Below are 23,399 nucleotides of genomic sequence, written 5' to 3'. Positions count from 1 at the left end.
AGGCTAGCCGATCCGTTCCAGCTGCATGATCCCGTCGCCGGCGGGCAGCGCCGAGGTCCGCCCGGTCGGGCGGTACCCGGCCTTCTCGTAGAGCCGGCGCGCCCGCGCGTTGCTCGTGCGCGTCCACAGCGTGGTGCGGGCCCACCCGGCGGCGTGCAGCGCGTCGAGGACCAGGCCGCCGAGGCCCGCACCCCAGCGCGCGGGCGCGACGAAGACCATGGACACGTGGCCCTCCCCGGCGACCGGCGCCCCCGCGCCGTCGTCCGCCCGGCCCGGCTCGGCCAGCCCCATCGCCACCGTCTCGCCGTCGCCCTGGTCAACGGCCACGACGACGAGCGCGCCGGGCTCGCGGAGCTTGGCGCGCACCCGTTCCACGCGCGCGGGCGCGGGCGCGTGCCCGCGCGCCTCGTTGGCGGCCCGCCACACCTCCAGCGCGGGTTCGAGGTCGCCTGGTCCGGCCCGCCGCACATCGATCACCTACGCAGTGAGCACCTGGCGGCCCATCGGTGTCAACCGCTGGCACAGCGCGGGCGGGGGCCAGGTGACGCTGCGCAGCTCGTCGTCGTACGACATCCAGTAGTGCCCGCTGCCGTCGTGGTCGAAGTACGCGTGCGACTCGTAGGCGACCCGGTGCGCGGGGTCCCGGATCCAGGCGACCGGGTGCATCTCGCCCCACGAGGGCGGTCCGATGGGGGTGTACCCGCTGACGAGGATCGCCCGCCGGTCCCCGGTCGCGCGGATGGCGTCGACCGCCTCCTGGGCCGCACGCTGCCAGATCAGCGCGCCCGCGCGCCCGTCCGCGGCCAGCCGCGTCGGCTCGTTCAGCAGCCCGAGCCCGATCACCGACGGGTCGTCGGCCGCGACGCTCAGCCGCCGCCAGAAGTCGGCCAGGGCCGTCGTCGGCAGCGCGAACTCGCCGAGCCGCAGCATGCGCGGCGGCCCGTCCCGGCCGCCCCCGAGCGCGTAGTCGCCGTAGTTGTGCAGGTCGATGATGACCGCGAGCCCGGCCCGCCGCGCGTGCTCGAGCGCGTCGCGCACCCGCGCGAGCTCGGTCGCGTCCAGCGGCCCGAACGGCCGCGGCTGCAGCCGCTCCCAGTTGACCGCGAGCCGCACGAGGCGCACGCCGCGGCCGGCCAGGAACGCGTAGCTCGACGGCGTCTCGTACGTGTAGTCCAGGCCGTAGCGGCCCGGGTTCGTGGTGCCGAAGCCGCCGTCGCTGTCCGAGGCGGCGAACGAGCCCGCGGCCAGGTTCACGCCGCGCAGATATCCGGGTGTACTCGCATGCCGCTCGACGATGTGCGCCTGCGGCCCGGCCACGTCGACCCGCAGGCCCTGCGCGACCGGGCGGTACACGGCCATCGGGTAGTTCGCGGGCCACGTGCCGGCGGCCCAGGCGGTGACGGGGAGCCCGATCGCGTCGGCCGCCTCGTACCAGACCTCGGCGACCCGGCTCCACTGCTCCGCGTCCCGGTCGCCGGGCCAGCCGATCTCGCCGATGAACCCGGTCGCGTGGTTGCGCCGCAGCCAGGCGGAGAAGTTGGCGAGCCCGGCCACGGCGCGGGCCTGCACGACGTCGTCGACGCAGAGCACCTTGACGGGCCGGGGTTGCGCCATCGGTACCGCCAGCGCCGCCACCATGATCAGCAGCACGCCACCGAGCGCGAAGCCCCGTTGCAGCCTTCTCGCGACCGCCCCGGCACCGGGCCGTCCCCGGGTGACGCGCCGCCCGGGCGGCCTCGGCTGAGATCTCGGGCCACCCGGCGGCTCCGTCGCGCGATCGTCCCGCTCGGACGCGTCCTGGCCTTCGGACGCGTCGTCCCGCTCGGACGCATCGTCTTGCTCGGGCGCGTCGTCTCGCTCGGACGCGTCGTGCTGCTCCCGCGCGTCGTCTCGCTCGGGCGCGTCGTCTCGCTCGGACGCGTCGTGCTGCTCCCGCGTGTCGTCTCGCTCGGGCGCGTCCTCCCGTTGTCGCGCCTCATGTCGCTCGGGCGGCCGCGGTGTTCTCGGCGGGTGGGCGCTTTCGTGTGCTGCGTCGCTCCCGGGCACGCACGGGGACTGCCCACTTTTCGGCGTTGTATCGCCGCGCGGGCTCAGTCGAGCAGGGGTGCGACCTCGGTCGCGATCAGCTCCAGGTGCTCGAGGTCGCGCAGGTCCAGCACCTGCAGGAACGCGCGGGAGGCGCCCGCCTTCACGAAGCCGCGGATCTGCTCGGCGAGGCGTTGCGGCGTGCCGTACAGCTGACCGGCCTGCGGCCCGCCGGGGTTCAGGCCGACCGCCTCCGCGCGGCGACGGACCTCGGCCTCGGTCGCGCCGCACACGATCGTCTGCGCGAACGAGAACACGATCGGCGCGCGCCCGTCGCGACCCTCGGCCTCGATCGCCTCGACCACGCGCCGGTACTGCGCGTCGGTGTCGTCCAGCGACGCGAACGGGACGTTGAACTCGTCGGCGTACCGAGCGGCGAGCCGCGGCGTGCGCTTCGGCCCCGTCCCGCCGATGATCACCGGCGGCCCCGCGGGCTGCACGGGCTTGGGCAGCGCCGGGGACTCGACGATGTCGTAGTAGCGGCCTTCGAAGGAGTACGCCATCCCGGGCGGCGTCGCCCAGAGCCGCTTGATGATCTCCAGCTGCTCGGTGAGCCGGTCGAAGCGCTCGCCCACGGACGGGAACGGGATGCCGTACGCGGCGTGCTCCCGCTCGTACCAGCCCGTGCCCAGTCCCAGCTCGACCCGCCCGCCGCTCATCGCGTCGACCTGCGCCACCGCGATCGCGAGCGGCCCCGGGAGCCGGAACGTCGCCGAGGTCACGAGCGTGCCGAGCCGGATCGTCGAGGTCTCCCGCGCGAGCGCTCCGAGCGTCACCCACGAGTCGGTCGGCCCCGGCATCCCGTCGCCGGACTCGGTCAGATAGTGGTCGGACCGGAAGAACGCCTCAAAGCCGAGCTCCTCGGCCCGCCGCGCGATGGCAAGCTGGTCCTCGTACGTAGCCCCCAGCTGAGGCTCGGTGAACACGCAAAGCCGCATGGAGCGGACACTATCGCGATGATCTCGTTCACGACCGACTACGGCCTGTCGGACGGCTTCGTGGCGGCCTGCCACGGCGTGCTCGCCCGCCTCGCCCCGCAGGCCCGAGTCCTCGACATCACCCACCTGATCCCACCCGGCGACATCCGCCGCGGCGCCGCGATCCTGGCCCAGACGGTCCCGTCGCTGCCACGCGGCGTACACCTGGCCGTGGTCGACCCCGGCGTGGGCACGGCCCGCCGCCCGATCGCCATCGCCACGGCCGGCGGCAGCTTCCTCGTCGGCCCGGACAACGGCCTGCTCATCCCGGCGGCCCTAGCGCTGGGCGGCGTGACCACGGCCGTGGCATTGACGAACCGCTCGTGGTTCGCGCCGGAGGTCTCGCACACCTTCCACGGCCGCGACATCTTCGCCCCCGTGGCCGCCCGCCTGTCCGAGGGCGCGGCCCTGCTCGACGGGGGCGAGGAGATCACGGACTGGGTGACACTGCCGCAGCCGTACGTCGAGCAGACCCCCGGCCGCCTGGTCGCCGAAGTCCAGACGGTGGACCATTTCGGCAACGTCCAGCTGGCCGCCACGGCCGCGGCCCTGTCCCCGATTCCCGCCCACGCCGAGGTGAACGGCACCCCGGCCGTGCACACGACGACCTTCGGCAACGCGGACCCGAACGCCCTGGTACTCCTGGCCGACTCGGCGGGCTACGCGGCGATCGCGGTGAACGGCGGCAACGCGGCCCGGCGCCTGGCCCTGTCCCCGGGCGACCGCGTGACCATCACGTACTGACCCGCACCTCGCGCACATTCACCGCGCGCCGGGTCACGCCGGACCGCCGCGCGCCGGTTGCCTTCACGGCCGCCCCTTGCCGCGTTTCGCTTCCACCGCACGGCCATCGCGCTCGGCTCTGTCAGGTACCGCACGATTCCCGCGCACCGCACGCGACCCGATCCACCGGGCCGTCGCGAGCCGACCCGCCGGCCGCCGCGAGCCGCGTCGCCCCGGAGCGGCGAGCTGTTCTTCGTGCCAGCTCTTCGATTCGGTCAAAGGCCAGTCGTCAGCCGCGTAGTCGTAGTCCTCTCGGTGTGCTGCGGAATCCCGCGCTCGCCAGCGCATCGCGCAAGGACGACTGCAGGATCGACTCCCCGTCCGCGCGTTCGACCGACAGCGCCCCCAGCGCGCCCCCGTGCACCGCGTCCGCCAGCGCCTTCGCGGCCAGGGCGAGCAGCTCCGGGTCGTCGGCGTAGGACAGCAGGGTGCGGCCGCCGCGCTCGACGTAGAGGATCAGGTCGCCGCCCACGGTGACGACCAGCGAGCCGGCCTTGCGACCCGCGCGGTGGCCGGACCGCTCGCCGTCGCCTACGTCGACGACACGCTCGGGCCAGGGCAGGGCCGCGCCGTACGGGTTGGCCGGGTCGGTCGCGGCCAGCACGAGCGCGTCGCGGTGCTCGGTCCCGCCGCGCAGGCGGTCGACCGCGCCCGGCAGGGCGAACTGGGCGGCGCCGAGCCCCTCGACGAAGTAGCCGCGCCGGGCCGCGCCGCGCTCCTCCATCGCGGCGAGCACCGGGTAGACGCCGGCGAAGGCGCCCGGCAGGTCCTCGGCCATGACCGCGCCGCGGGTGACGACCCCGTGCCGGTCCAGCAGCAGCTCGGCGTTGGCGGTCGCGCGCCGGGTCGGGTCGAGGTCGCGCTCGGGCAGCCGATACCACCGGCCCGCGGCCGTCGGCGGGCCGCTGCGGGCGACGGCGAGCGCGGCGCGGCCGAGCGAGAGCGAGCCCGCCCGCCGGTACCGCGACTTCGGCGCCGAGGGCCGCGACCGGTGCGCCCCGCCGCCGCCGAGCTTCGTCCGCAGCGGCGCGATCGTGTCGTTGGACAGGTGGCCGGCCCAGACGAGGTCCCAGAGGGCGGCGACGAGCTCCTCCTCGGGCGCGTGGATGTGCTCGGCGAGCCCGCGGAAGAACAGCGCCTGCCCGCCGGCGAGGGCGTCGAGCACGGCCTCGTGCAGCGGCCCGCCCACCTCGGCGGCCGGCGGCAGGAGCAGCGGCGCGGCGTCGGCGAAGGCGAGGGTCACCCAGCCGTCGTGCTCGCCGATCGAGCCGGTGCCGGCCCACACCAGGTCGCCGGAGGCGGTGAGCTCGTCGAGGTAGGCCTGGCTGTAGTCCCCGACCCGGGCCGGCAGGATGAGCCGCTCCAGCGCCGAGGCGGGCATCGCCACCCCCTGCAGCTGCTCGATCGCCGACGCCACGGCCTCCACGCCGCGGGCCCGGGAGGAGCCGCTGATGTGGTGCCACTGCGGCAGGAACCGGGCCAGCACGCGTGGCGGCACCGGCTCGATCTCGCGGCGCAGCGCGGCCAGCGAGCGGCGGCGCAGCAGGCGCAGGATCTCGGCGTCGCACCACTCGGTGCCGGCGCCGTCGGGGGAGAACTCGCCGGACACGGCCGAGGGCAGCCGGCGCAGCGCCTGCTCGACGACGAACACCCCGAGCCCGAAGCGCGCCGCGCACGCCGCGGCGGTGAACGGCGCGTGGGTGCGCGCGTAGCGGCTCACCAGGTCGCCGAGCGGGTCCGCGACCGGCTCCAGGTAGGCGGAGGGCAGCCCGACCGGCAGCGCCACCCCCAGCGCGTCGCGGTATCGCCCGGCATCCTCGACGGCGATCCAGCGCGCCTCCCCGGCGACGCGGACCTGGATCGCACGCCGCCGGTCGGCCAGCTCCCGCGCCCAGGCCGGGTCGGCGCCGCGGGCCGCGAGCCCGTCGTCGCCGAGGTCGCCGAGCACCCGGAGCATCTCGGCGACGTCCTCGGCGTCGCGCGGGGTGCGCTGCTCGCCGAGCCACTGCAGGCTCGACTCGGTCTCGGCGACCACGGCCGGGTCGAGCAGCTCCCGCAGCTCCACCCGCCCGAGCAGCTCCGCGAGCAGGGTCGGGTCGAGCGCGAGGGCGGCGGCGCGGCGCTCGGCCAGCGGCGCGTCGCCCTCGTAGAGAAACGCCCCGACGTAGCCGAACAGCAGCGACCGGGCGAACGGGGAGGGCCGCTCGGTCTCGACCTCGACCAGCCGCAGCTTGCGCCCGGCCACGTCGCGCATCACCCCGACGAGCCCGGCCACGTCGAACACGTCCTGCAGGCACTCCCGCGCGGCCTCCAGCGTGATCGGGAAGTCGGCGTAGTCGCGGGCCACGTCGAGCAGCTGGGCGGAGCGCTGACGCTGCTGCCACAGCGGCTGCCGGCGGCGCGGGTCCCGCCGCGGCAGGAGCAGGGCCCGGGCCGCGCACTCGCGGAACCGCGCCGCGAACATCGCCGACGTGCCGACCGTCTCCTCGACGATCCCGGCGATCTCGTCCGGGTCGAAGGCGACCAGCTCGGCGCCGGGCGGCTCGTCGGCCACGTCGGGCAGCCGGACCACGATCCCGTCGTCGCTGGGCATGACCTGGGCATCCACCCCGTACCGCTCCTGCAGCCGCCGCCCGATCGCCAGCGCCCACGGCGCGTTGACGCGGGCCCCGAGGACACAGTGGACGGTCATCCGCCAGTCCCCGAGCTCGTCGCGGAACCGCTCGACCAGCACCGTGCGGTCGTCGGGCAGGTGCCGGGTCGCGGCCCGCTGCTCGCGCAGGTAGGCCAGCAGGTTGTCGGCCGCCCAGTCGTCGAGCCCGCCGGCCCGCAGGTGCGCCCGGGCCGCCTCGTCGCCGGACTTCACGAATCCGCGCAGCCGCGCCCCGATCGCCCGCCCCAGCTCCACCGGCCGCCCCGGCGAGTCGCCCTTCCAGAACGGCATCTTCGCCGCGGCGCCGGGCGCGGGGGAGACCAGCACCCGGTCGGGGGTGATGTCCTCGATCCGCCACGACGTCGAGCCGAGCAGGAACACGTCGCCGACCCGCGACTCGTAGACCATCTCCTCGTCGAGCTCGCCGACCCGGGCCGCCTTCTCCGCGCCCGCCAGGAACACGCCGAACATGCCCCGGTCGGGGATCGTGCCGCCGCTGGTGACCGCGAGCCGCTGGGCGCCGGGCCGGGCCGAGAGCTGCCCCTCGGTGCGGTCCCACACGAGCCGCGGCCGGAGTTCGGCGAAGGCGGTGGACGGGTAGCGCCCGGCCAGCATGTCCAGCACGGCGAACAGCGCCGAGTCGGGCAGATCGGCGTAGACCGCGGCCCGCCGCACGAGCTTGGCGAGGTCGTCGACGGACCAGGCCTCCATCGACACCATCGCGACGATCTGCTGGGCCAGGACGTCGAGCGGGTTGCGCGGGTAGCGCAGCTCCTCGATGCCGCCCTCCACCATGCGCTCGGCCACGACCGCGCACGAGACCAGGTCGCCGCGGTGCTTGGGGAAGACCACGCCGCGGGAGACGGCCCCGACCTGGTGCCCGGCCCGCCCGACCCGCTGCAGCCCGGCCGCGACGCTCGGCGGCGCCTCGATCTGCACCACCAGGTCGACGGCGCCCATGTCGATGCCCAGCTCCAGGCTGGAGGTGGCGACGACGGCCGGCAGCTGCCCGGACTTGAGCGCCTCCTCGATGTGCTTGCGCTCCTCGCGGGAGACGCTGCCGTGGTGCGCGCGGGCCACGACCGGCGGCGCGCCCCCGGCCATGCCGGCCTGGGCCATCATCTCGGCCGGGGTGCGGGCCGGCTCCGGCTGCGGCACCCCGGCGCGGGCCCCGGCCAGCTCGTTGATCCGGGCGCAGAGCCGCTCGGCGCCGCGCCGCGAGTTGGTGAACACGATGGTCGAGCGGTGGGCCTGGATCAGGTCGAGCACGCGCTCCTCGACGGCCGGCCAGATGGACGCCTGCCGGGGCGCCCCGTCGTCGTCCTCGCCGGGTGCGGCCTCGCCCAGCGCCGTCATGTCCTCGACCGGCACCTGGACCTCGACCTCGATGGTCTTGGCGCTGGGCGGCTGGACGATCTCCACCGACGCCGCCCCGCCCAGGAAGCGCGCGGTCTCGTCGATGGGGCGCACGGTCGCCGAGAGCCCGATGCGCTGCGCCGGCCGCTCCAGCAGCGCGTCGAGCCGTTCGAGTGACAGCGCCAGGTGCGCCCCGCGCTTGGTGGCGCAGACCGCGTGCACCTCGTCGATGATCACGGTCTCGACGCCGCGCAGCGACTCCCGCGCCTGCGAGGTGAGCAGCAGGAACAGCGACTCGGGGGTGGTGATCAGGATGTCCGGCGGGGTGCGGGCGAAGGCCCGGCGCTCGTCGGCCGGGGTGTCGCCGGTGCGCATGCCCACCCGGATGTCGGGCGGCTCCTGGCCCAGCCGCGCGGCGGCCTGCCGGATGCCGGCCAGCGGGGCCCGCAGGTTGCGCTCGACGTCGACGGCCAGGGCCTTGAGCGGGCTGACGTAGAGCACCCGGCACCGGCGGGCGGGCTCGACGGGCGGCTCGGCGGCCAGCTGATCGAGGGACCACAGGAACGCGGCGAGGGTCTTGCCGGAGCCGGTCGGCGCCACCACGAGCGCGTGCCGGCCGGCGCTGATCGCCCGCCACGCGCCCGCCTGTGCCCTGGTCGGTGCCGCGAACGCGGCGCGGAACCACTCGCGTGTCGCCGCTCCGAAACCATCCAGCTCTGCCATGCCCACAATCCTGCACCGGGGGTACGACACTTTTTGAGGGCGGCAGCGATTTGCCCGAATTGGTCCGTTTGGCTACTGTATTGCACACCCGAAGGGACACCCGAACTTGCCTGGCCGGGCAACGAGGGGTCCCCTGCCCGGCCAGGCGGGGGACCCCGATGCGGCCGCACGGCCCCAGGAGCGTGCCTCAGGAGAGGCTGGCCGTCGCGAGCTTCACGCTGAAGGCCAGGAACGCGCCCCCGACCAGCGTCGTCAGCCCCTTGGCGAGCCGGCGCCGCGCCCGGAAGCGATCGGCCAGGAACCGCCCGCCGAAGATCAGCCCCGTCAGGTACAGCGCGCTGAGCACCTCCGCGACCGCCCCGAGCACCAGGAAGCTGACCGCTGGGAGCGGGTACGACGGATCCACGAACAGGATGAAGAACGACACGAAGAACAGGATCGCCTTCGGGTTGAGCAGGCTGATCACGAGCGCCCGGCGGAAGGGCCGGTCCGCGGGCGCGGCCGCTGCCGTCGCGTCCTCGGCGCCCCCGCGCCGCAGCGTGCTCACGACGAGCCGGACGCCGACGAAGGCCAGGTACGCCGCGCCGACGTACTTCACGATGCCGAACAGCCACGGAGTGCTGTGCAGCAGCGAGGCGACCCCGCCGGCCGACAGCGTCATGAGCACCGCGTCGCCGAGCCACACCCCGGCCGCCGCCCGGTAGCCGTCGCGCACTCCGCGCCGCGCGGCGACGGAGAGCACGTACAGCGAGTTGGGCCCCGGCAGCAGCACGATCGCGAGGGTGCCGAGCACGTACGTCAGGGGGTTGGTGATGCCGAGCACGTGCCGCCTCCGTTGTCCAGCGCCGCGGCCAGCCGGTCTCGTGCGGCGGGCCATTCGTCGGTGATCATGGAGTACAGCACGGTGTCACGCTGGCTGCCATCAGCCCTTCGGCGGTGGCTGCGCAGGACGCCCTCCCGCTGCGCGCCGAGCCGCTCGATCGCCCGCTGGGAGCGCTCGTTGCGCACGTCCGTGTGCCACTCGACCCGCAGCGCGCCGAGGGTGTCGAAGGCGTGCCGCAGCATGAGCAGCTTCGACTCGGTGTTGACCGCGGTACGCCACCAGGGCCGGCCGATCATGGTGTGCCCGATGGCGACGCCTCGTTGCACCGGATTGACGGCGTAGTACGAGGTGCTGCCGACGATCCGCCCGGTCGCGACGTCGCGCTGCACGAAGGGCACCCGATCGGCGTCGGCCAGCGCCGCGGCGACGATCGCCGCCGTCTCCGCGACCGAGCGCGGCCGCGGGATCGTGAGGTGCGTCCAGACCTCGGCGTCGTCCAGCGCCGCGAACAGCCCGGGCGCGTGGGCGTGATCGAGCGGCTCGAGCACGATGTGGCGGCCCCGCAGCGCGCCCGGGTGCCGCCAAGGATCACTGTCCGGACGCAGATAACCCGGCAGCGGTACCTCCTGAGCCTCCGCCGGCACCGGAAGCCCCCGAGTGAGCACGAGCGGTACGACCCCTGCCCAGTGCGGCAACGAGGCGTCCTCGGGATCGTCCTTCGGGCCGCCGCGCCGGACCTTGGCCGAGGCCTCGGCGAGGGGCAGCGCGAGCAGCGACGTCTGCGCGGACTCGCGGCGGCTCGGGCGCCGGCTGTCGGCGTCGCGCCCGGGCGCCACCTTGTCCACGAGCGCGGCGAACGCGCGGGCGCGCTCGTCCTCGTCCGCGACCGGGCGCGCGATGCCGTGGACGATCACGGAGCGGTAGTTGGCGCTGTGGTTGAACTGCGAGCGGGCCAGCACGAGCCCGTCGATGATCGTCGCCGCGACGCACACGGGCAGCCCCTCCGCGCGCGCGGCGAGCATCGGGCGGCTGCCGGTGGAGCCGTGCAGGTACAGCGTGTCGCCGACGCGCGCGTGCAGCGTCGGCAGCACCCGCGGCTCGCCGTCGGCGACGTAGCTGAGGTGGCAGACGTACGCCTCGTCCAGCACCTCGTGCACCAGCTCGACGTCGTAGGAGGCCCGTTCGGGCATGCGCCGCGGCGTGCTGCGCGCCGTCTGCTGATACGTCTCCACGATGCTCCTTATGTACTAGTACAAAAGCGCGAATGTGGCAGTACAATAGCAGCCCGCCTCTGAGCAGCGGCAACCGAAAAATGTCGGACCCCCTCGCTAATGTCCCCACCGATCGGGGGCACCGCTCGCAAAACGGGGGCGAGCGGTGCCCGCATTCGGGGGAGGCACCACCATGCAGATCGTTCTCGCACTCCTGGCCGCATCGGCGCTCATCACGGCCCGCTTCGGCAACGGCCGCAAGAGGCGAGCCACGACAGAGCCCTGTGTCCCTCGCCGCCGACCCAGGTTCCGGGCGACCGCGATCGGCGGCGCGGTCCTGGCCGCACCAGCGCGCATCGGCCGGCCTGCTCCCGCGCTCCAGCAACCGCTTCCGCGGCGACGGCGGGAGGCGAGCCATCTCCGGACAGCCGCCGCCGAGGCGCTCGCCACGAAGGTGTCGCCCTCCCGCGTCGACTCCGACGCCGCCGAACGCCTCGACGCCCGGGCGGTCGCGGCCGAGAGGGCCCCTGACCTCGGCGAAGTTGATCGTGGCGGTCGTCGGCGGGCACGGGGACGACCGCGACTCCGGCCGTTTCCGAAATATTTGCGCACCCGCAACGGCCTATCGACGGTTGAAGGGGGAGTAGGCGGCCCCGCCGCAGGGTCCGGCCGCGCGCCGGCCGCTCACTCAGGGAGGAAGAGCATGCGACCCGACCACCCCCGGTCAATCCTCACGCCGACGATTCCTCGCCTGCCGGCGGCCCGGCTCCTGACCCTCCCGACCGCCCGGCGCTCGCCGGCCCCGCTGTCCGCGCGGACGACGTGCACGCTGGACTTCACGTCCACCGCCAACGCTCCAGCCCTCGCCACGCCCGCCTTGGCCCCAACTCTCGGCGCCGCCACGACATCCGCCCACGTCCTAGTCCTCAGCGCCGCCACGCCCGCCGTCGCCCCGGCCTTGCGCCCCGGACCCCGCCCGAAGCCGGAAGCCGCCAGCCCCGGGCTCGCCCGGCTCGTGCCGGTCGTCCGCGTCCTCGCCGCGCCGGGATCCCTCTTACCGGCCCGGGCCTGGTGCTCGCTCGACATGACCGCCCCGTCCGCGGCTCCCACACCTCTCGTCCACGGCCTCCCGCTCCCGCCGGCGTCACTCCCGTCCGCCCCGGCCGCCCGTACCCCGGCGCTGTCCGGCCGGACCTGGTGCTCGCTCGCGGTCGCGGCGCCCTGTCCGCCGCCCATCTCCTCGACCTTCCAGCCGTCGACGAAGACGAGCGCGGCGCCGGTGTCCGCGCGCGGGCTCGCGATTTCGCCGGCCCCGTGGCTCCTCGTTCCGGTCGGCCCCGCACCTGAGCTGCCGGCCCGCACCTCCTGCTCGCTCGACGTCGTCGACCCCGTCGCCGAACTCCTGCCCTCCGACTGGGGAATCAAGGGCGTCTACCCGGTGCTGGTCGCTCCCGCGATCGTCTCGGGCCGGCCTGGACTGTCGGCCCGGGCCTCGTGCGAGCTCGTCCCGCCACCGGCCCCCGCGGAAGCCGCCGCCCGGGTGCGTCTGCTCCTGCCCTTGGCCGCGAACGTCGAACCGCACGCACCCGTCGACGCCCAGCCGCCCGTGTCCGTGGCGCCCGTGTCCGTGGCGCACAGGGCTGCGGCGGAGCCGGTCGCGGCCGGAGACGTGCGGCGCGAACACGAAAATGCCGGGGAGCCGGTCGCGGCTGGGGGTGTGCGGCGGGAGCGTGAGAGCGCGGCGGAGCCGGTGCCGGGGCTTCGCGATCGAGGGCGCAACGGCGGGCGCGGGCAGTGGCGGCGCTTCGGTGGGCGGGCGAAGGAGCTCGCCGGGGTCGTGGTCGCGGTGCTCGTGGCGCTCGTGATGGGCGGGTGCGGGGTCGGCGGCGAGCAGCCCGGGTCGACCTCGGCGGCGGCGTCGACCGACCCGGCCGGGAAGGACGCGCTGGTGGGGGCGGTGAAGGCGCTGCAGGGGACGACGTACGGGTACACGATGAAGATCGACAACGGGACCGTCACCGGGGTCGTGGACCCGACCGGGAAGCGGCAGGCGCGGCTCGACTCGGTCGCGTCGGGGGTGAAGTTCTCGCTCGAGGGGATCGTGCTCGGGGGCGGGGAGCGGTACTTCCGCACGAGCATTCCGGCGGCCGGGGTGAGCTCGAAGAAGTGGTACCGGTTCGATCGGACCAAGGTGACGCGGACCGAGATCATCGGGCTGTTCGAGACCAAGGACCCGACCAGCAGCCAGGACTTCGTGGCCCGGGTCGCCCGGGCTCGGCTCGAGGACGGCGGGAAGATCACGGGCACCTACGACCTCACGCGCGGCGGTGACCTCGGGCTCGCGGACCAGGCGGGGCTCACGGCGCTCGGGGATCGCGCGAAGGCGGTGCCGTTCGTGGTGACGCTCGACGCGCAGGGGCGGCTGGCCTCGGTGCGGGTGACGGTGCCCGCCTACGCGGGGGCCGCCGAGCGCACGCTCACCGTCGACTACCGCGACCAGGGCAAGCCGGCGCAGGTCACGGTTCCGAAGGCGGCGGAGGTCGCACCCGCGAATGCCGCTGTCTACAACCTGTTGAACAACTGAACTTTGGCTTTGGCCGCGGGCCCAGGGCGCGCGGAGGCCGGTACGCTCCGCCGCGTGACGAGGACGACCGCCCGGCCGGCGCGACCCGAGGACACGGTGCGTCGCACGCACCGGAAGGACCGCGGCTCCGGAGCCGGCGGCTCGCATCGACGCGTGGCTCGAAGAAGACGGGACGGTGCTCGTCTCCGGCCCGGCTCTGGTTCGTCCGCGGCGGCCGCGCGCGAGGGTTCGGCGGGCGGGCCGCGGGTGCCTGGCCCGGCTGGCGCAACGGTCGGCGTCTGGATGCCTGCCCCGGGTGGCGGCGCACCGGTCGGCGCCCGGGTTCCTGCCCCGGGTGCTGCCCCGGTTGGTGCCCGGATATCTGGCCCGAGCCGTGCAAAGGTCGGCGTCCGGGTTCCTGGCCCGGACCATGCACCGGGCGGCGTCCGGGGGCGTGGTTTCGGTGCGGGGGCGGTTCGAGGGCTGGGCGCGGCCCGGGTGTGGAGTGCTCGGTGCGGGCGAGTGGTGGCTGCGGCTCTGCTCGTCGCGGTGGGTCTCGCGGGCTGTACGCACCAAGGGGCTCAGCCGGCGCCTACGGTCAGTGTCAAGCCGTCGCCCAGCGGGTTGGCGGCCGGGGTCTGGCATCTCGGGTTCAGCAGCTACCGGTTCAAGGTGGTCGCCAAGGAGGGCAGCTACACCGGCGGGATCGATCCGCTCGCGGACCTGCTCGACGCCTCGGTCTCCGTCAGCTCCAGCGGGGCCTCGCTCACGATCGACACCGTTGAGGTGCGGGGGAGCGCGTACACGCGGCTCACCGGGTTGCCGCTGCCGGGGTTCGACGGGCAGGCCTGGTATCGGATCGACTCGGCCCGGGTCACGAAGCCGGGGGCGCTCGGGCTCAGCGCCACCAAGGACCCTACCGGCGTGCAGGCGCTCATCGCGGCCTCGCACGACGTCCGGCGCGATGGGCGCACGTACTCCGGCACCGTCGACATGACCCGGATCGTCGCGTGGGGGCCGGTCAACGTCGGGCAGGTCATGCAGCTCGGGGACGCGGCCCGGGCGGTGCCGTTCGAGGCGAGCGTGGACGAGCAGGAGCGGCTGATCTCGGTCACGGTGCGCATCCCGGACAACCCGGTGACGGCGACCTACTCGGACTTCGGCACGGCGGTGAACGCCGTGGAGCCCAAGGACGCGCAGCCGCTGCCCGACCACCTCTACGGCATGCTCGGACTCTAGGCAGGACGCGAAGGCGGTGCGACCCCGCCAATCGCCGCCGGGGCGAGAGCCGAGGCGCAAGACGGTGAGGGCCGTGAAGGCGGTACGCCCACGTCGGCGCGCCGTCCGTTGCCGCCGGGGCGTTGCCGTCGGGGCGAGAGCCGAGGCGCAAGACGGTGAGGGCCGTGAAGGCGGTGCGCCCACGTCGGCGCGCCGTCCGTTGCCGCCGGGGCGGGAGCCGGGACGCGAGGCGGCGAAGGGCCGCGAAGCCAGGGTGCGAGGCTAGGCGAGACAGTGTCTCGCGTCGCACACTTGCGCCCATGGAGCAGCACCTGTACGAGGCCGAGCACCACGCGTTCCGGGACCTCTGCCGGGAGTTTCTCGCCCGCGAGGCCGTGCCGCACAACGACGAGTGGGACAAGGCCGGCATCGTCGACCGGGAGATCTGGCGCAAGGCCGGCGCGGCGGGGCTGCTCGGCATGGACGTCGACGAGGAGTACGGCGGCGGGGGGCAGCGGGACTTCCGGTTCAACGCGGTCCTCGTCGAGGAGATCATCGCGGCGGGGGCGTCGGGGCTCGGGTTCGGGCTGCACAACGACGTCGTCGCGCCGTACCTGACGGATCTCACCACCGGCGAGCAGAAGAAGCGCTGGCTGCCCGGCTTCTGCTCCGGCGACATCGTCACCGCGATCGCGATGAGCGAGCCGGGCGCGGGCAGCGACCTGGCCGGCATCCGTACGAACGCGGTGCGCGACGGCGACTCCTGGGTGCTCAACGGGCAGAAGACGTTCATCACCAACGGCGAGATGGCCGACCTGGTCGTGGTCGTGGCCAAGACCGACGCGTCCAAGGGCGCGCACGGCATCAGCCTGTTCGCGGTGGAGACGGGCACGCCCGGGTTCACGCGCGGGCGCCGGCTGGAGAAGGTCGGGCTCAAGGCGAACGACACGGCCGAGCTGTTCTTCGACGACTGCCGCATCCCCGCCGAGAACCTGATCGGCCAGGAGGACGCCGGCTTCTACCACCTGATGGCGAACCTGCCCCGGGAGCGGCTCGGCATCGCGGTGGCGGCGGTCGCGGCGGCGGAGTCGGTGCTCGCCATGACGCTGGAGTACGTCCGCGGGCGCGAGGCCTTCGGGCGCCCCATCGGCACGTTCCAGCACAACCGGTTCCTGCTCGCCGAGCTCGACACCGAGGTGACCATCGCGCGGACGTTCCTCAACCACTGCATCCTGGAGCAGAACGCGGGCCGGCTCAGCGTCGCCGACGCGGCCAAGGCGAAGTGGTGGACGACGGAGCTGCAGAACAAGGTCGCGGACCGGTGCGTGCAGCTGCACGGCGGGTACGGCTTCATGATGGAGTACCCGGTCGCCAAGGCGTGGCTCAACAGCCGGGTCCAGACCATCTACGGCGGCACCACCGAGATCATGAAGGAGATCATCGGTCGTTCGCTCGGGCTGTGATGAGTGCGGTCGATGTGGCGCCGGGGTCTGGGTGTCCGGCGCCGTGCTCGCCCGGGGCGAGCGTCATCGGTCGTTCGCCCGGGCTGTGACCCGGGCGAGGGCCTCGAAGATCAGCACCGTCGACGCGGCGCCGGGGTCGAGGTGGCCGGCGCTGCGTTCGCCCAGGTAGGAGGCGCGGCCTTTGCGGGCTACCAGCGGTACCGTCGAAGCTGCTCCTGTTTTTGCCGCTGCAGCGGCGGCTCGAGCGGCATCGGTCTCATCGGCTTCCGTCAAAGCGTAGGCGTCCACGGCGGGGGCCAGCGCGTCGACCATGGTCTTGTCGCCGACTTCCGCCTTGCCCAGTTGCCGCACGCCGTCCAGCGCCGCCCGCAGCCCCTCGGCGAACGTCCCGCCCTGGCGCATCGTCTTGCCCAGGGCGCGGAACACGGTGCCGTAGAGCGGCCCGGACGCGCCGCCGACCTTCGACAGCAGCGTGGTGCCGGTCTTGCCGAGCACGTCGCCGGCGGAGGCCGGCTCCAGGCCGCCGAGCGCGGTGGTCACGGCGTCGAAGCCGCGGCGCAGGTTCACGCCGTGGTCGCCGTCGCCGATCGCGGTGTCGAGGTCGGTGAGGTGCTGCGCCTCCGCGCGCACGGACTCGGCGACGGCGGCGATCCACTCCCGGGCCAGGGCCTCGTCCACGCTCACACCCCCCAGCGCAGCGCGGGCGTGCGCACGGGCGCGTCCCACAGGCGCAGCAGCTCGTCGTCGGCGCGGCACACGGTCAGGGAGATGCCGGCCATGTCGAGGCTGGTGACGTAGCTGCCGACGAGGGAGCGCGCGATGGTCGCCCCGGACTCCTCGAGCAGGCGGCTGATCTCGCCGAACATGAGGTACAACTCCATCAGCGGCGTGCCGCCCAGCCCGTTCACGAGCAGGATGAGGGGCTCGGAGCCGACCGGTTTCGCGGTGAGCACCGCGTCGACGACCAGCGCGGCCAGCTCCCGGGCCGGGCGCATCCGCTCGCGGCTGCGGCCGGGCTCGCCGTGGATGCCGACGCCCACCTCGATCTCGTCCGCGGCGAGCTCGAATCCGGGCTTTCCAGAAGCGGGAGTCGTACCGGCTGTGAGCGCGACGGCGAACGACGCCGAACGTTCGTTGACGGTGCGACCGATCGCGGTGACGGCATCGAGGTCCGCGCCCTCCTCGGCGAGCGCCCCGGCGATCTTCTCGACCAGCAGGGTCGCCCCGGTGCCGCGGCGCCCCGCGGTCCAGGTCGAGTCCTCGACCGCCACGTCGTCGTCGACGAGCACGGTGGTGACCCGCAGGCCCTCCTCGTCGGCGAGCTCGGCGGCCATCTGGAAGTTCATCACGTCGCCGGTGTAGTTCTTGACCACGTGCACCACCCCGGCGCCCGTGTCGGCGGCCTTGGTGGCGGCGAGGATCTGGTCCGGGACGGGGGAGGTGAACACCTCGCCCGGGCAGGCGGCGTCGAGCATCCCGAGCCCGACGAACCCGGCGTGCAGCGGCTCGTGCCCGGAGCCGCCGCCGGAGACCAGGCCGACCTTGCCCGGCCGCGGCGGCTCCGCCCGCGCGACGTACTGCTCCTCGAGGTCCACCCGCAGCTCGGGATGGGCGGCGGCGAGCCCGGCGAGCGCCTCCCGGACGACGTCGGCCGGGTCGTTGATGAACTTTTTCATGCACATAGCATGCCTGGTATGGCGCAACTGGTGGGGATCGTGTTGGTGTCGCACAGCGAGCGGCTGGCCCACGGCCTGCGGGACATGCTCGTGCAGGTCGCGGGCGAGGAGGTGCCGATCGAGGCGGCGGGCGGGACCGACGACGGAGGGCTCGGCACCAGCTACGACCGCATCCTCGTGGCCATCGACCGGGCCGACCGCGGGGCCGGGGTGCTCGTGCTCACCGACCTGGGCAGCGCCGTGCTCACCGCGCGTACGGTCCTCGAGGACCGGGTCGCCAACGACGCCGTGCTCGTCGACGCGCCGTTCGTCGAGGGCGCGGTCGCGGCGGCGGTGCTGGCCGGCACCGGGGCCCCGCTCGACGCGGTCACCGAGGCGGCGGTGGAGGCCCGCGATGTCCGCAAGCTCTGAGCGCTCGGTGGTGCTGCCCGAGGATCTGCACGCCCGGCCCGCCGGGGCGCTGGTGCGGGCGGCGGCGCGGTTTCGCAGTACCGTCGAGGTGATCTTCGGCGAGAAGTCCGCGAACGCTCGCAGCGTGCTCGCGGTGATGGGGCTCAACGCGACGGCGGGCTCCACGGTGCTGGTGCGCGCCGCCGGCGAGGACGCCGCCGAGGCCGCGGACGCGATAGTGTCTGTGCTTGCTCACTGAATCGGCCCCCGTCGACCTCGCGTCGCTGCAGCGCCGGACGCTCGGGCTGCTCGTCGGGGCGCAGATCGTGGGTGGGCTCGGCGTCGCCAGCGGCGTGTCCGTCGGGGCGCTGCTCGCCTCTTCGCTCGCCGGGCCGTGGGCCGCGGGCATCGCCGGCAGCTGCGCGGTCGTGGGCGCGGCGGTGATCGCGATCCCGGCGACCCGCCTGATGCGCACCGGCGGGCGGCGGCCGGGGCTGGTGTTCGCGTACTCCCTCGGGTCCCTCGGCGCGCTGCTGGTCGTCGTGTCGGTGTGGGCGGCGTCCGTACCGCTGCTGTTCCTCGGCACCCTGCTGTTCGGCGGCTCCAGCGCGGCGAACCTGCAGTCCCGCTACGCCGCCGTCGACCTCGCGGCGCCCGATCGGCGGGCCCGCCACCTGTCGGTCGTCGTCTGGGCCGCGACGGTCGGGGCGGTCGCGGGGCCCAACCTGGCGCCGCTGGCCGATCGGCTGCTCGGGCGCTGGGGCGTGCCGGAGTACGGCGGGCCGTACCTCTTCAGCGTGCTCGCCTTCGCGCTCACCGCGATCGTGATCTTCGTGGCCCTGCGCCCCGACCCGCTGCTCACCGCCGGGGGCACCCGGCCCGGGGAGAAGGCCGTCTGGCGCCAGGCCGCCCGCACCATCCGCGACAGCGCCGGCGCCCGGACCGGGGTCGCCGCCGTGGCGGTCGGGCACGTGGTGATGGTCGGCGTGATGTCGATGACGCCGGTGCACATCGGGGAGTACGTCCACGACCACGGCGACCTGCTGCGCGTCGTCGGCCTCGTGATCAGCGTGCACATCACCGGGATGTACGTGCTCTCGCCCGTCATGGGCCTGCTCGCCGACCGGTTCGGGCGCCGTCCGGTGATCCTCGGCGGGGTCGGGCTGCTGGTGGCGGCCTGCGTGTTCGCCGGGACCGCGGGCTCCGACACGGTCCGCCTCTCGATCGGGCTGGCCCTGCTCGGGATGGGCTGGAGCGGCACCATGGTGGCCGGATCGACGCTGCTGTCGGAGTCGGTGCCGACCGAGCAGCGGGCCGGCGTCCAGGGGCTCTCCGACGTGATCATGGGGGTCGCGGGGGCCTCGGCGGGCGCATTGTCCGGGGTAGTCGTTGATTTCTTCGGGTACCCCGTGCTGGCGCTCCTCGCCGGGGTGACCGTGATTCCGTTGATCGCCCGTGTACTCCGTTAGGTTGACCCCGTGCGTCTGACAGATTTTTGGCAGCGGCTCGAGGAGGTCTTCGGGCCCGCATACGCCCGAAGCATCGCCCACGACCAGGTGTTGTCCCAGCTCGGCGGCCTGACCATCGAGGAGGCCCTCGCGGGCCGCTTCGATACCGCGGAGGTGTGGCGCGCTGTAGTCGCCGCATATCCGGAGCGTGTTCCCGCACGTCTACGCTGATGTTTTTCGGCGTGTCGGCGTGCTAATCGTACAGATGTACGGGTACTCTTCTCGCTCGTTGGGCGTCGCTTCGAATTTTTTGTCATACCCGGCGCTTAACGTGTCAGCGTGACCAAGCGAACGCCGACGAAGACCGCGAACCCAGGGGTGACGGACATGGCAGTGCAACCTGACCGGGAGAAGGCGCTGGGACTCGCCCTCTCGCAGATCGACAAGCAGTTCGGCAAGGGCTCCGTGATGCGGCTCGGCGAGCGCGTCCAGCAGCCGCAGGCCATCATCCCGACCGGCTCCATCGCCCTTGACGTGGCGCTGGGCATCGGGGGCCTGCCGCGCGGCCGCGTGATCGAGGTCTTCGGCCCGGAGTCCAGCGGTAAGACCACCGTGGCGCTGCACGCGATCGCCAACGCGCAGGCCCAGGGCGGCATCGCGGCGTTCATCGACGCCGAGCACGCCCTCGACCCCGACTACGCCAAGGCCCTCGGTGTCGACACCGACGCGCTGCTCGTGTCCCAGCCCGACACCGGTGAGCAGGCCCTCGAGATCGTCGACATGCTGGTGCGCTCCGGCGCCCTCGACATCATCGTCATCGACTCCGTCGCCGCCCTCGTGCCGCGCGCCGAGATCGAGGGCGAGATGGGCGACAGTCACGTCGGCCTCCAGGCCCGCCTCATGAGCCAGGCGCTGCGCAAGATCACCGGTGCCCTCAACAACTCCGGCACCACGGCGATCTTCATCAACCAGCTCCGCGAGAAGATCGGCGTCATGTTCGGCAGCCCGGAGACCACGACCGGTGGCCGCGCGCTGAAGTTCTACGCCTCGGTGCGCCTCGACGTGCGGCGCATCGAGAGCCTCAAGGACGGCACCGACGTCGTGGGCAACCGCACGCGCGTCAAGGTGGTCAAGAACAAGGTGGCCTCGCCGTTCAAGCAGGCCGAGTTCGACATCATGTATGGCAAGGGCATCTCACGCGAGGGCTCGCTCATCGACGTGGGCGTCGAGCAGTCGATCATCCGCAAGTCCGGCGCCTGGTACACCTACGATGGCGACCAGCTCGGCCAGGGCAAGGAGAACTCGCGCAAGTTCCTGCGCGACAACCCCGACGTCGCCGCCGAGATCGAGAAGAAGATCAAGGAGAAGCTCGGGGTCGGGGTCGGCCAGTCCACGGACGCGGCCAGCGGCCCGGAGGCGGCTCCGGTCGACTTCTGATCCCGCTCGCGTCGCTTGGTCGCCGTCCCTGACGGCGTGGCTCTCGCCGCTCTTGCGGTCGCGTGGCTCTCGTTGCCGTTGTGGTGGCGCTGCTCTCGTCGCTCTTGCGGTCGCGTGGCTCTCGTCGCCCTCGTGGCGGCGTTGCTTGAGACCCCCGGTGCCGGTCCAGTGGGCCAAGCCGCTCGGGGCGGCACCGGGTCTCTTGCTCGTGTTTTGTTGTGCGTGGAGGTAGGGCTTGTCCGGCGAGGACGACGAGAACCCTTGGCTTACGGCCGAGGGGTCGGGGGAGCCGCGGGCGGCTCGCCGCTCCGATCGGTCCGTGCCTCCGGTGGCGCCGTGGACTGATCCCGGTGGCTCGAATCCTTGGACGACTCCCTCTTCCGGCTCGCCCTCCGCTTCCGCTGCCGGTCCGGCTTCGGGGGACGAGGTTGCTCGGCCGGCCTGGGAGCTCGAGCCTGGGAATCCCTGGGCGGCGGCCGATGATCCCGCGCTGTCGGACTCGGCTCGTCCTGTGTTCGAGCCGGGGCCGGGCAATCCGTGGGCCGATCCCGGCTCCGCGCCGCCTAGCCTTCCGCCTTCCGGCCCGGCCTCGGACCGGGCGTCGAAGTCGCTGCCGTGGGCTGATTCCGACTCGCCCTCTGGTTCATCTTCGGGTGGGCGTCGGGCGTCGAAGTCGGTGCCGTGGGCTGATTCTGACTCGCCTTCCGGTTCATCCTCGGGTGGGCGTCGGGCGTCGAGGTCGGTGCCGTGGGGTGATCCTGACTCGCCCTCCGGCTCCTCCTCCGGGCGGCGGGACTCGAGGTCTGCGTCGCGGACGCCTGGTGATTCGGCTGCCGGCTCGTCGTCGGGTGGGCGGCGGGCCTCTCGGTCGTTGCCGTGGAGTGCCCCCGCTTCGGACATTTCCGAAATTCCCGATTCGCGGGCCGAAGACGCCGACGAGCGTGCCGGGGGCGATGGGCGGCGGGGGCGGCGCGGGCGCGGCAAGCGGGATCGTGATGCTCCGCCGCCGAAGCCGATGGACCCGCGGGAGGCGGCCCGGGAGATCTGCCTGCGGCAGCTCGCCGTGCGGCCGCGGACCAGGGCCGAGCTCGCGACCGCGATGCGCAAGCGCGGTGTCGAGGACGAGATCGCGGCGGAGATTCTCGACCGGTACGACGAGGTCGGCATCATCGACGACGCCGCGTTCGCGCACGCGTGGGTGAGTAGCCGCCACCACGGCAAGGGGCTCTCGCGGCGGGCCCTCGCCGGCGAGCTGCGGCGCAAGGGTGTCTCCGCCGACGAGATGGGGGAGGCGCTGGAGGAGCTGACCCCGGACATGGAGGCCGAGACCGCGAAGGCGCTTGTCGTGCGGCGGCTCCGGAGCGAGACCCGCGCCACTCCGGAGGCGGTGTTCCGGCGGCTGGTCGGGATGCTGGGACGCAAGGGGTACCCGCCCGGCCTCGCCATCCGCCTCGTCAAGGAGGCCATGGCCGAACGCGACGACGCCGCCGAGTTCGCGGACTCCATCGACGCCGACGCGCTCGCCGACGCCGCCCTGGACCCGGACGCTCAGTAGCCCTTCGCCTCGTCAAGGAGGCCGTGGCCGAGCGCGACGACCCGCTCGCCGCCGCCGCGCACGCCGCCGACGCCGACGCCGACGCCGCCGCCGCCGACGCGCTCGCCGACGCCGACGCCGACGCCGCCGCCGCCGACGCGCTCGCCGACGCCGACGCCGACGCCGCCGCCGCCGACGCGCTCGCCGACGCCGACGCCGACGCCGCCGCCGCCGACGCGCTCGCCGACGCCGACGCCGACGCCGCCGCCGCCGCCGCCGACGCGCTCGCCGACGCCGACGCGCTCGGCGCCGCCTTGGACCCGGACGCTCGGTAGCCCTCCGCGATCTATCGATCAGCCATAAGGCCGACACTGCCTGCGACGACCCCGGACGTGGTGCACGCTCAGTAACCGTCGGGCCGGTCTGGGGTGATGGGTGTCGATGCCCATGTTGGTGGCGCACACCGTCTGTGGTGGAATGGTTGCAGCACCGCGCGGAGGCTCGTGTGCGCTCCGATTTCGGGCAGTTACTTGCTGTGGAAGTTTTCATCCGTGCAGCGACCGACATGCCGGAAAGGTCCGCACAAACGTGGCCGCTGGGGTGTTTCGGCTGGCGACGGTACTTGACGGACTTACGTCCCGTATGGTGCCCGATCATGAGTCCTTGACCGAAGCGCCCTTCACGACCTAGCCTCGGCGTTACCAGATGGAGACCGCCCAACCACCGCGGGTTTACCGCACAACATAGATCGCGTCACAGATCAGCATCACTTACTTGATCCATAGCGGATATGAGCGCCACGCCTTGCGGGAGGTGTCGGCGCTAGCAGCGACCCAGCAGCGGGGCCCCTTGGGCCTCGATATCGATATACCTTGATGCGCAGTGGTCGGGCGTCTCCTCCATAACCCCCGCCGTCGCAAGATGCGCGGCGCCGAGCGGAGCGAGGTGACGTCGTGACAGAGTGCGCTCGTGTCATCCTCTGCGACCCCGAAAGCACCGGCGGCCTGACAGCCCCGGGAGCCGGCGCGGGACGAGCCCGCGACGGCGCGCAATCGGTCA

19 protein-coding genes are annotated in these 23,399 nt (G+C 73.6%); 11 read left to right on the top strand and 8 right to left on the bottom strand.

All coding sequences use genetic code 11. The annotated features are described in order from the left end of the window. Positions 1 to 3 precede the first annotated feature (3 nt). The 3 genes from AC6JBM_RS35820 to AC6JBM_RS35810 all read right to left on the bottom strand — a co-directional run bounded on the left by AC6JBM_RS35820 (position 4) and on the right by AC6JBM_RS35810 (position 3,023). The gene (locus tag AC6JBM_RS35820) at positions 4 to 477 is read right to left on the bottom strand and encodes a GNAT family N-acetyltransferase (protein WP_497978377.1); all 474 of its coding nucleotides are present in this window, start codon (positions 475 to 477) and stop codon (positions 4 to 6) included. Further along, complete coding sequence (locus AC6JBM_RS35815) at positions 478 to 1,650, bottom strand: glycoside hydrolase family 5 protein (protein WP_497978376.1); 1,173 nt, start codon at positions 1,648 to 1,650, stop codon at positions 478 to 480. Positions 1,651 to 2,090: 440 nt separating this feature from the next. Then, the gene (locus tag AC6JBM_RS35810) at positions 2,091 to 3,023 is read right to left on the bottom strand and encodes an LLM class F420-dependent oxidoreductase (protein ID WP_497978375.1); all 933 of its coding nucleotides are present in this window, start codon (positions 3,021 to 3,023) and stop codon (positions 2,091 to 2,093) included. Between the two features lie 18 nt (positions 3,024 to 3,041). On the opposite strand from AC6JBM_RS35810, the gene AC6JBM_RS35805 reads away from it, so the two are divergent. Continuing rightward, complete coding sequence (locus AC6JBM_RS35805) at positions 3,042 to 3,806, top strand: SAM hydrolase/SAM-dependent halogenase family protein (protein ID WP_497978374.1); 765 nt, start codon at positions 3,042 to 3,044, stop codon at positions 3,804 to 3,806. A gap of 268 nt (positions 3,807 to 4,074) precedes the next feature. Here AC6JBM_RS35805 and AC6JBM_RS35800 read toward each other — a convergent pair whose 3' ends face one another. From AC6JBM_RS35800 to AC6JBM_RS35790, 3 genes are all read right to left on the bottom strand, one after another. Next, on the bottom strand, positions 4,075 to 8,577 hold the full coding sequence (locus tag AC6JBM_RS35800; RefSeq protein ID WP_497978373.1) for an ATP-dependent helicase: 4,503 nt from the start codon (positions 8,575 to 8,577) through the stop codon (positions 4,075 to 4,077). Between the two features lie 187 nt (positions 8,578 to 8,764). Continuing rightward, a complete protein-coding gene (leuE, locus tag AC6JBM_RS35795) occupies positions 8,765 to 9,400 on the bottom strand; it encodes a leucine efflux protein LeuE (RefSeq protein WP_497978372.1) in 636 nt (211 codons plus the stop codon). After that, positions 9,376 to 10,635 carry a bifunctional pyridoxamine 5'-phosphate oxidase family protein/GNAT family N-acetyltransferase gene (locus AC6JBM_RS35790; RefSeq protein WP_497986585.1) on the bottom strand — a complete coding sequence of 420 codons (1,260 nt, stop codon included), beginning with the start codon at positions 10,633 to 10,635 and terminating at the stop codon, positions 9,376 to 9,378. The genes leuE and AC6JBM_RS35790 overlap by 25 nt, the downstream gene beginning before the upstream one ends. 679 nt (positions 10,636 to 11,314) lie before the next feature. Between AC6JBM_RS35790 and AC6JBM_RS35785 the strand changes: the two genes are divergently transcribed. The 3 genes from AC6JBM_RS35785 (at position 11,315) to AC6JBM_RS35775 (ending at position 15,855) form a co-directional block, all read left to right on the top strand. After that, positions 11,315 to 13,195 carry a hypothetical protein gene (locus AC6JBM_RS35785; protein ID WP_497978371.1) on the top strand — a complete coding sequence of 627 codons (1,881 nt, stop codon included), beginning with the start codon at positions 11,315 to 11,317 and terminating at the stop codon, positions 13,193 to 13,195. A 651-nt stretch (positions 13,196 to 13,846) separates the two neighbouring features. After that, on the top strand, positions 13,847 to 14,413 hold the full coding sequence (locus tag AC6JBM_RS35780) for a hypothetical protein (RefSeq protein ID WP_497978370.1): 567 nt from the start codon (positions 13,847 to 13,849) through the stop codon (positions 14,411 to 14,413). Between the two features lie 299 nt (positions 14,414 to 14,712). Then, complete coding sequence (locus AC6JBM_RS35775) at positions 14,713 to 15,855, top strand: acyl-CoA dehydrogenase family protein (protein ID WP_497978369.1); 1,143 nt, start codon at positions 14,713 to 14,715, stop codon at positions 15,853 to 15,855. 63 nt (positions 15,856 to 15,918) lie between these two features. Here AC6JBM_RS35775 and dhaL read toward each other — a convergent pair whose 3' ends face one another. Then, positions 15,919 to 16,539: a dihydroxyacetone kinase subunit DhaL gene (gene dhaL / locus AC6JBM_RS35770; RefSeq protein WP_497978368.1), complete on the bottom strand. Its 621-nt coding sequence runs from the start codon at positions 16,537 to 16,539 to the stop codon at positions 15,919 to 15,921. Continuing rightward, positions 16,536 to 17,531, bottom strand: coding sequence for a dihydroxyacetone kinase subunit DhaK (gene dhaK / locus AC6JBM_RS35765; RefSeq protein WP_497978367.1), 996 nt, complete (start codon positions 17,529 to 17,531; stop codon positions 16,536 to 16,538). Before dhaK ends, dhaL begins: the two co-directional genes overlap by 4 nt. 18 nt (positions 17,532 to 17,549) lie before the next feature. Here dhaK and dhaM point away from each other — a divergent pair, with 18 nt between their 5' ends. From dhaM to AC6JBM_RS35730, 7 genes are all read left to right on the top strand, one after another. After that, positions 17,550 to 17,942, top strand: coding sequence for a dihydroxyacetone kinase phosphoryl donor subunit DhaM (gene dhaM, locus AC6JBM_RS35760; protein ID WP_433614192.1), 393 nt, complete (start codon positions 17,550 to 17,552; stop codon positions 17,940 to 17,942). Beyond that, entirely contained in the window at positions 17,926 to 18,180 is a 255-nt protein-coding gene (locus AC6JBM_RS35755) for an HPr family phosphocarrier protein (protein WP_350622013.1), read from the top strand. Before dhaM ends, AC6JBM_RS35755 begins: the two co-directional genes overlap by 17 nt. Next, a complete protein-coding gene (locus AC6JBM_RS35750) occupies positions 18,170 to 19,390 on the top strand; it encodes an MFS transporter (protein WP_497978366.1) in 1,221 nt (406 codons plus the stop codon). The genes AC6JBM_RS35755 and AC6JBM_RS35750 overlap by 11 nt, the downstream gene beginning before the upstream one ends. Before the next feature lie 9 nt (positions 19,391 to 19,399). Continuing rightward, entirely contained in the window at positions 19,400 to 19,600 is a 201-nt protein-coding gene (locus AC6JBM_RS35745) for a DUF3046 domain-containing protein (RefSeq protein ID WP_350622017.1), read from the top strand. Between the two features lie 156 nt (positions 19,601 to 19,756). Further along, positions 19,757 to 20,806 (top strand): recombinase RecA, encoded by a 1,050-nt coding sequence (recA, locus tag AC6JBM_RS35740; RefSeq protein ID WP_497978365.1) that lies wholly within the window; start codon positions 19,757 to 19,759, stop codon positions 20,804 to 20,806. 1,015 nt (positions 20,807 to 21,821) lie between these two features. After that, a complete protein-coding gene (locus tag AC6JBM_RS35735) occupies positions 21,822 to 22,361 on the top strand; it encodes a regulatory protein RecX (RefSeq protein WP_497978364.1) in 540 nt (179 codons plus the stop codon). A gap of 23 nt (positions 22,362 to 22,384) precedes the next feature. Further along, on the top strand, positions 22,385 to 22,675 hold the full coding sequence (locus tag AC6JBM_RS35730; RefSeq protein WP_497978363.1) for a hypothetical protein: 291 nt from the start codon (positions 22,385 to 22,387) through the stop codon (positions 22,673 to 22,675). The last annotated feature ends 724 nt before the right edge of the window (positions 22,676 to 23,399 follow it).

Source organism: Dactylosporangium thailandense, from assembly GCF_059739745.1.
This window is presented reverse-complemented; position numbering and strand designations above follow the sequence as displayed.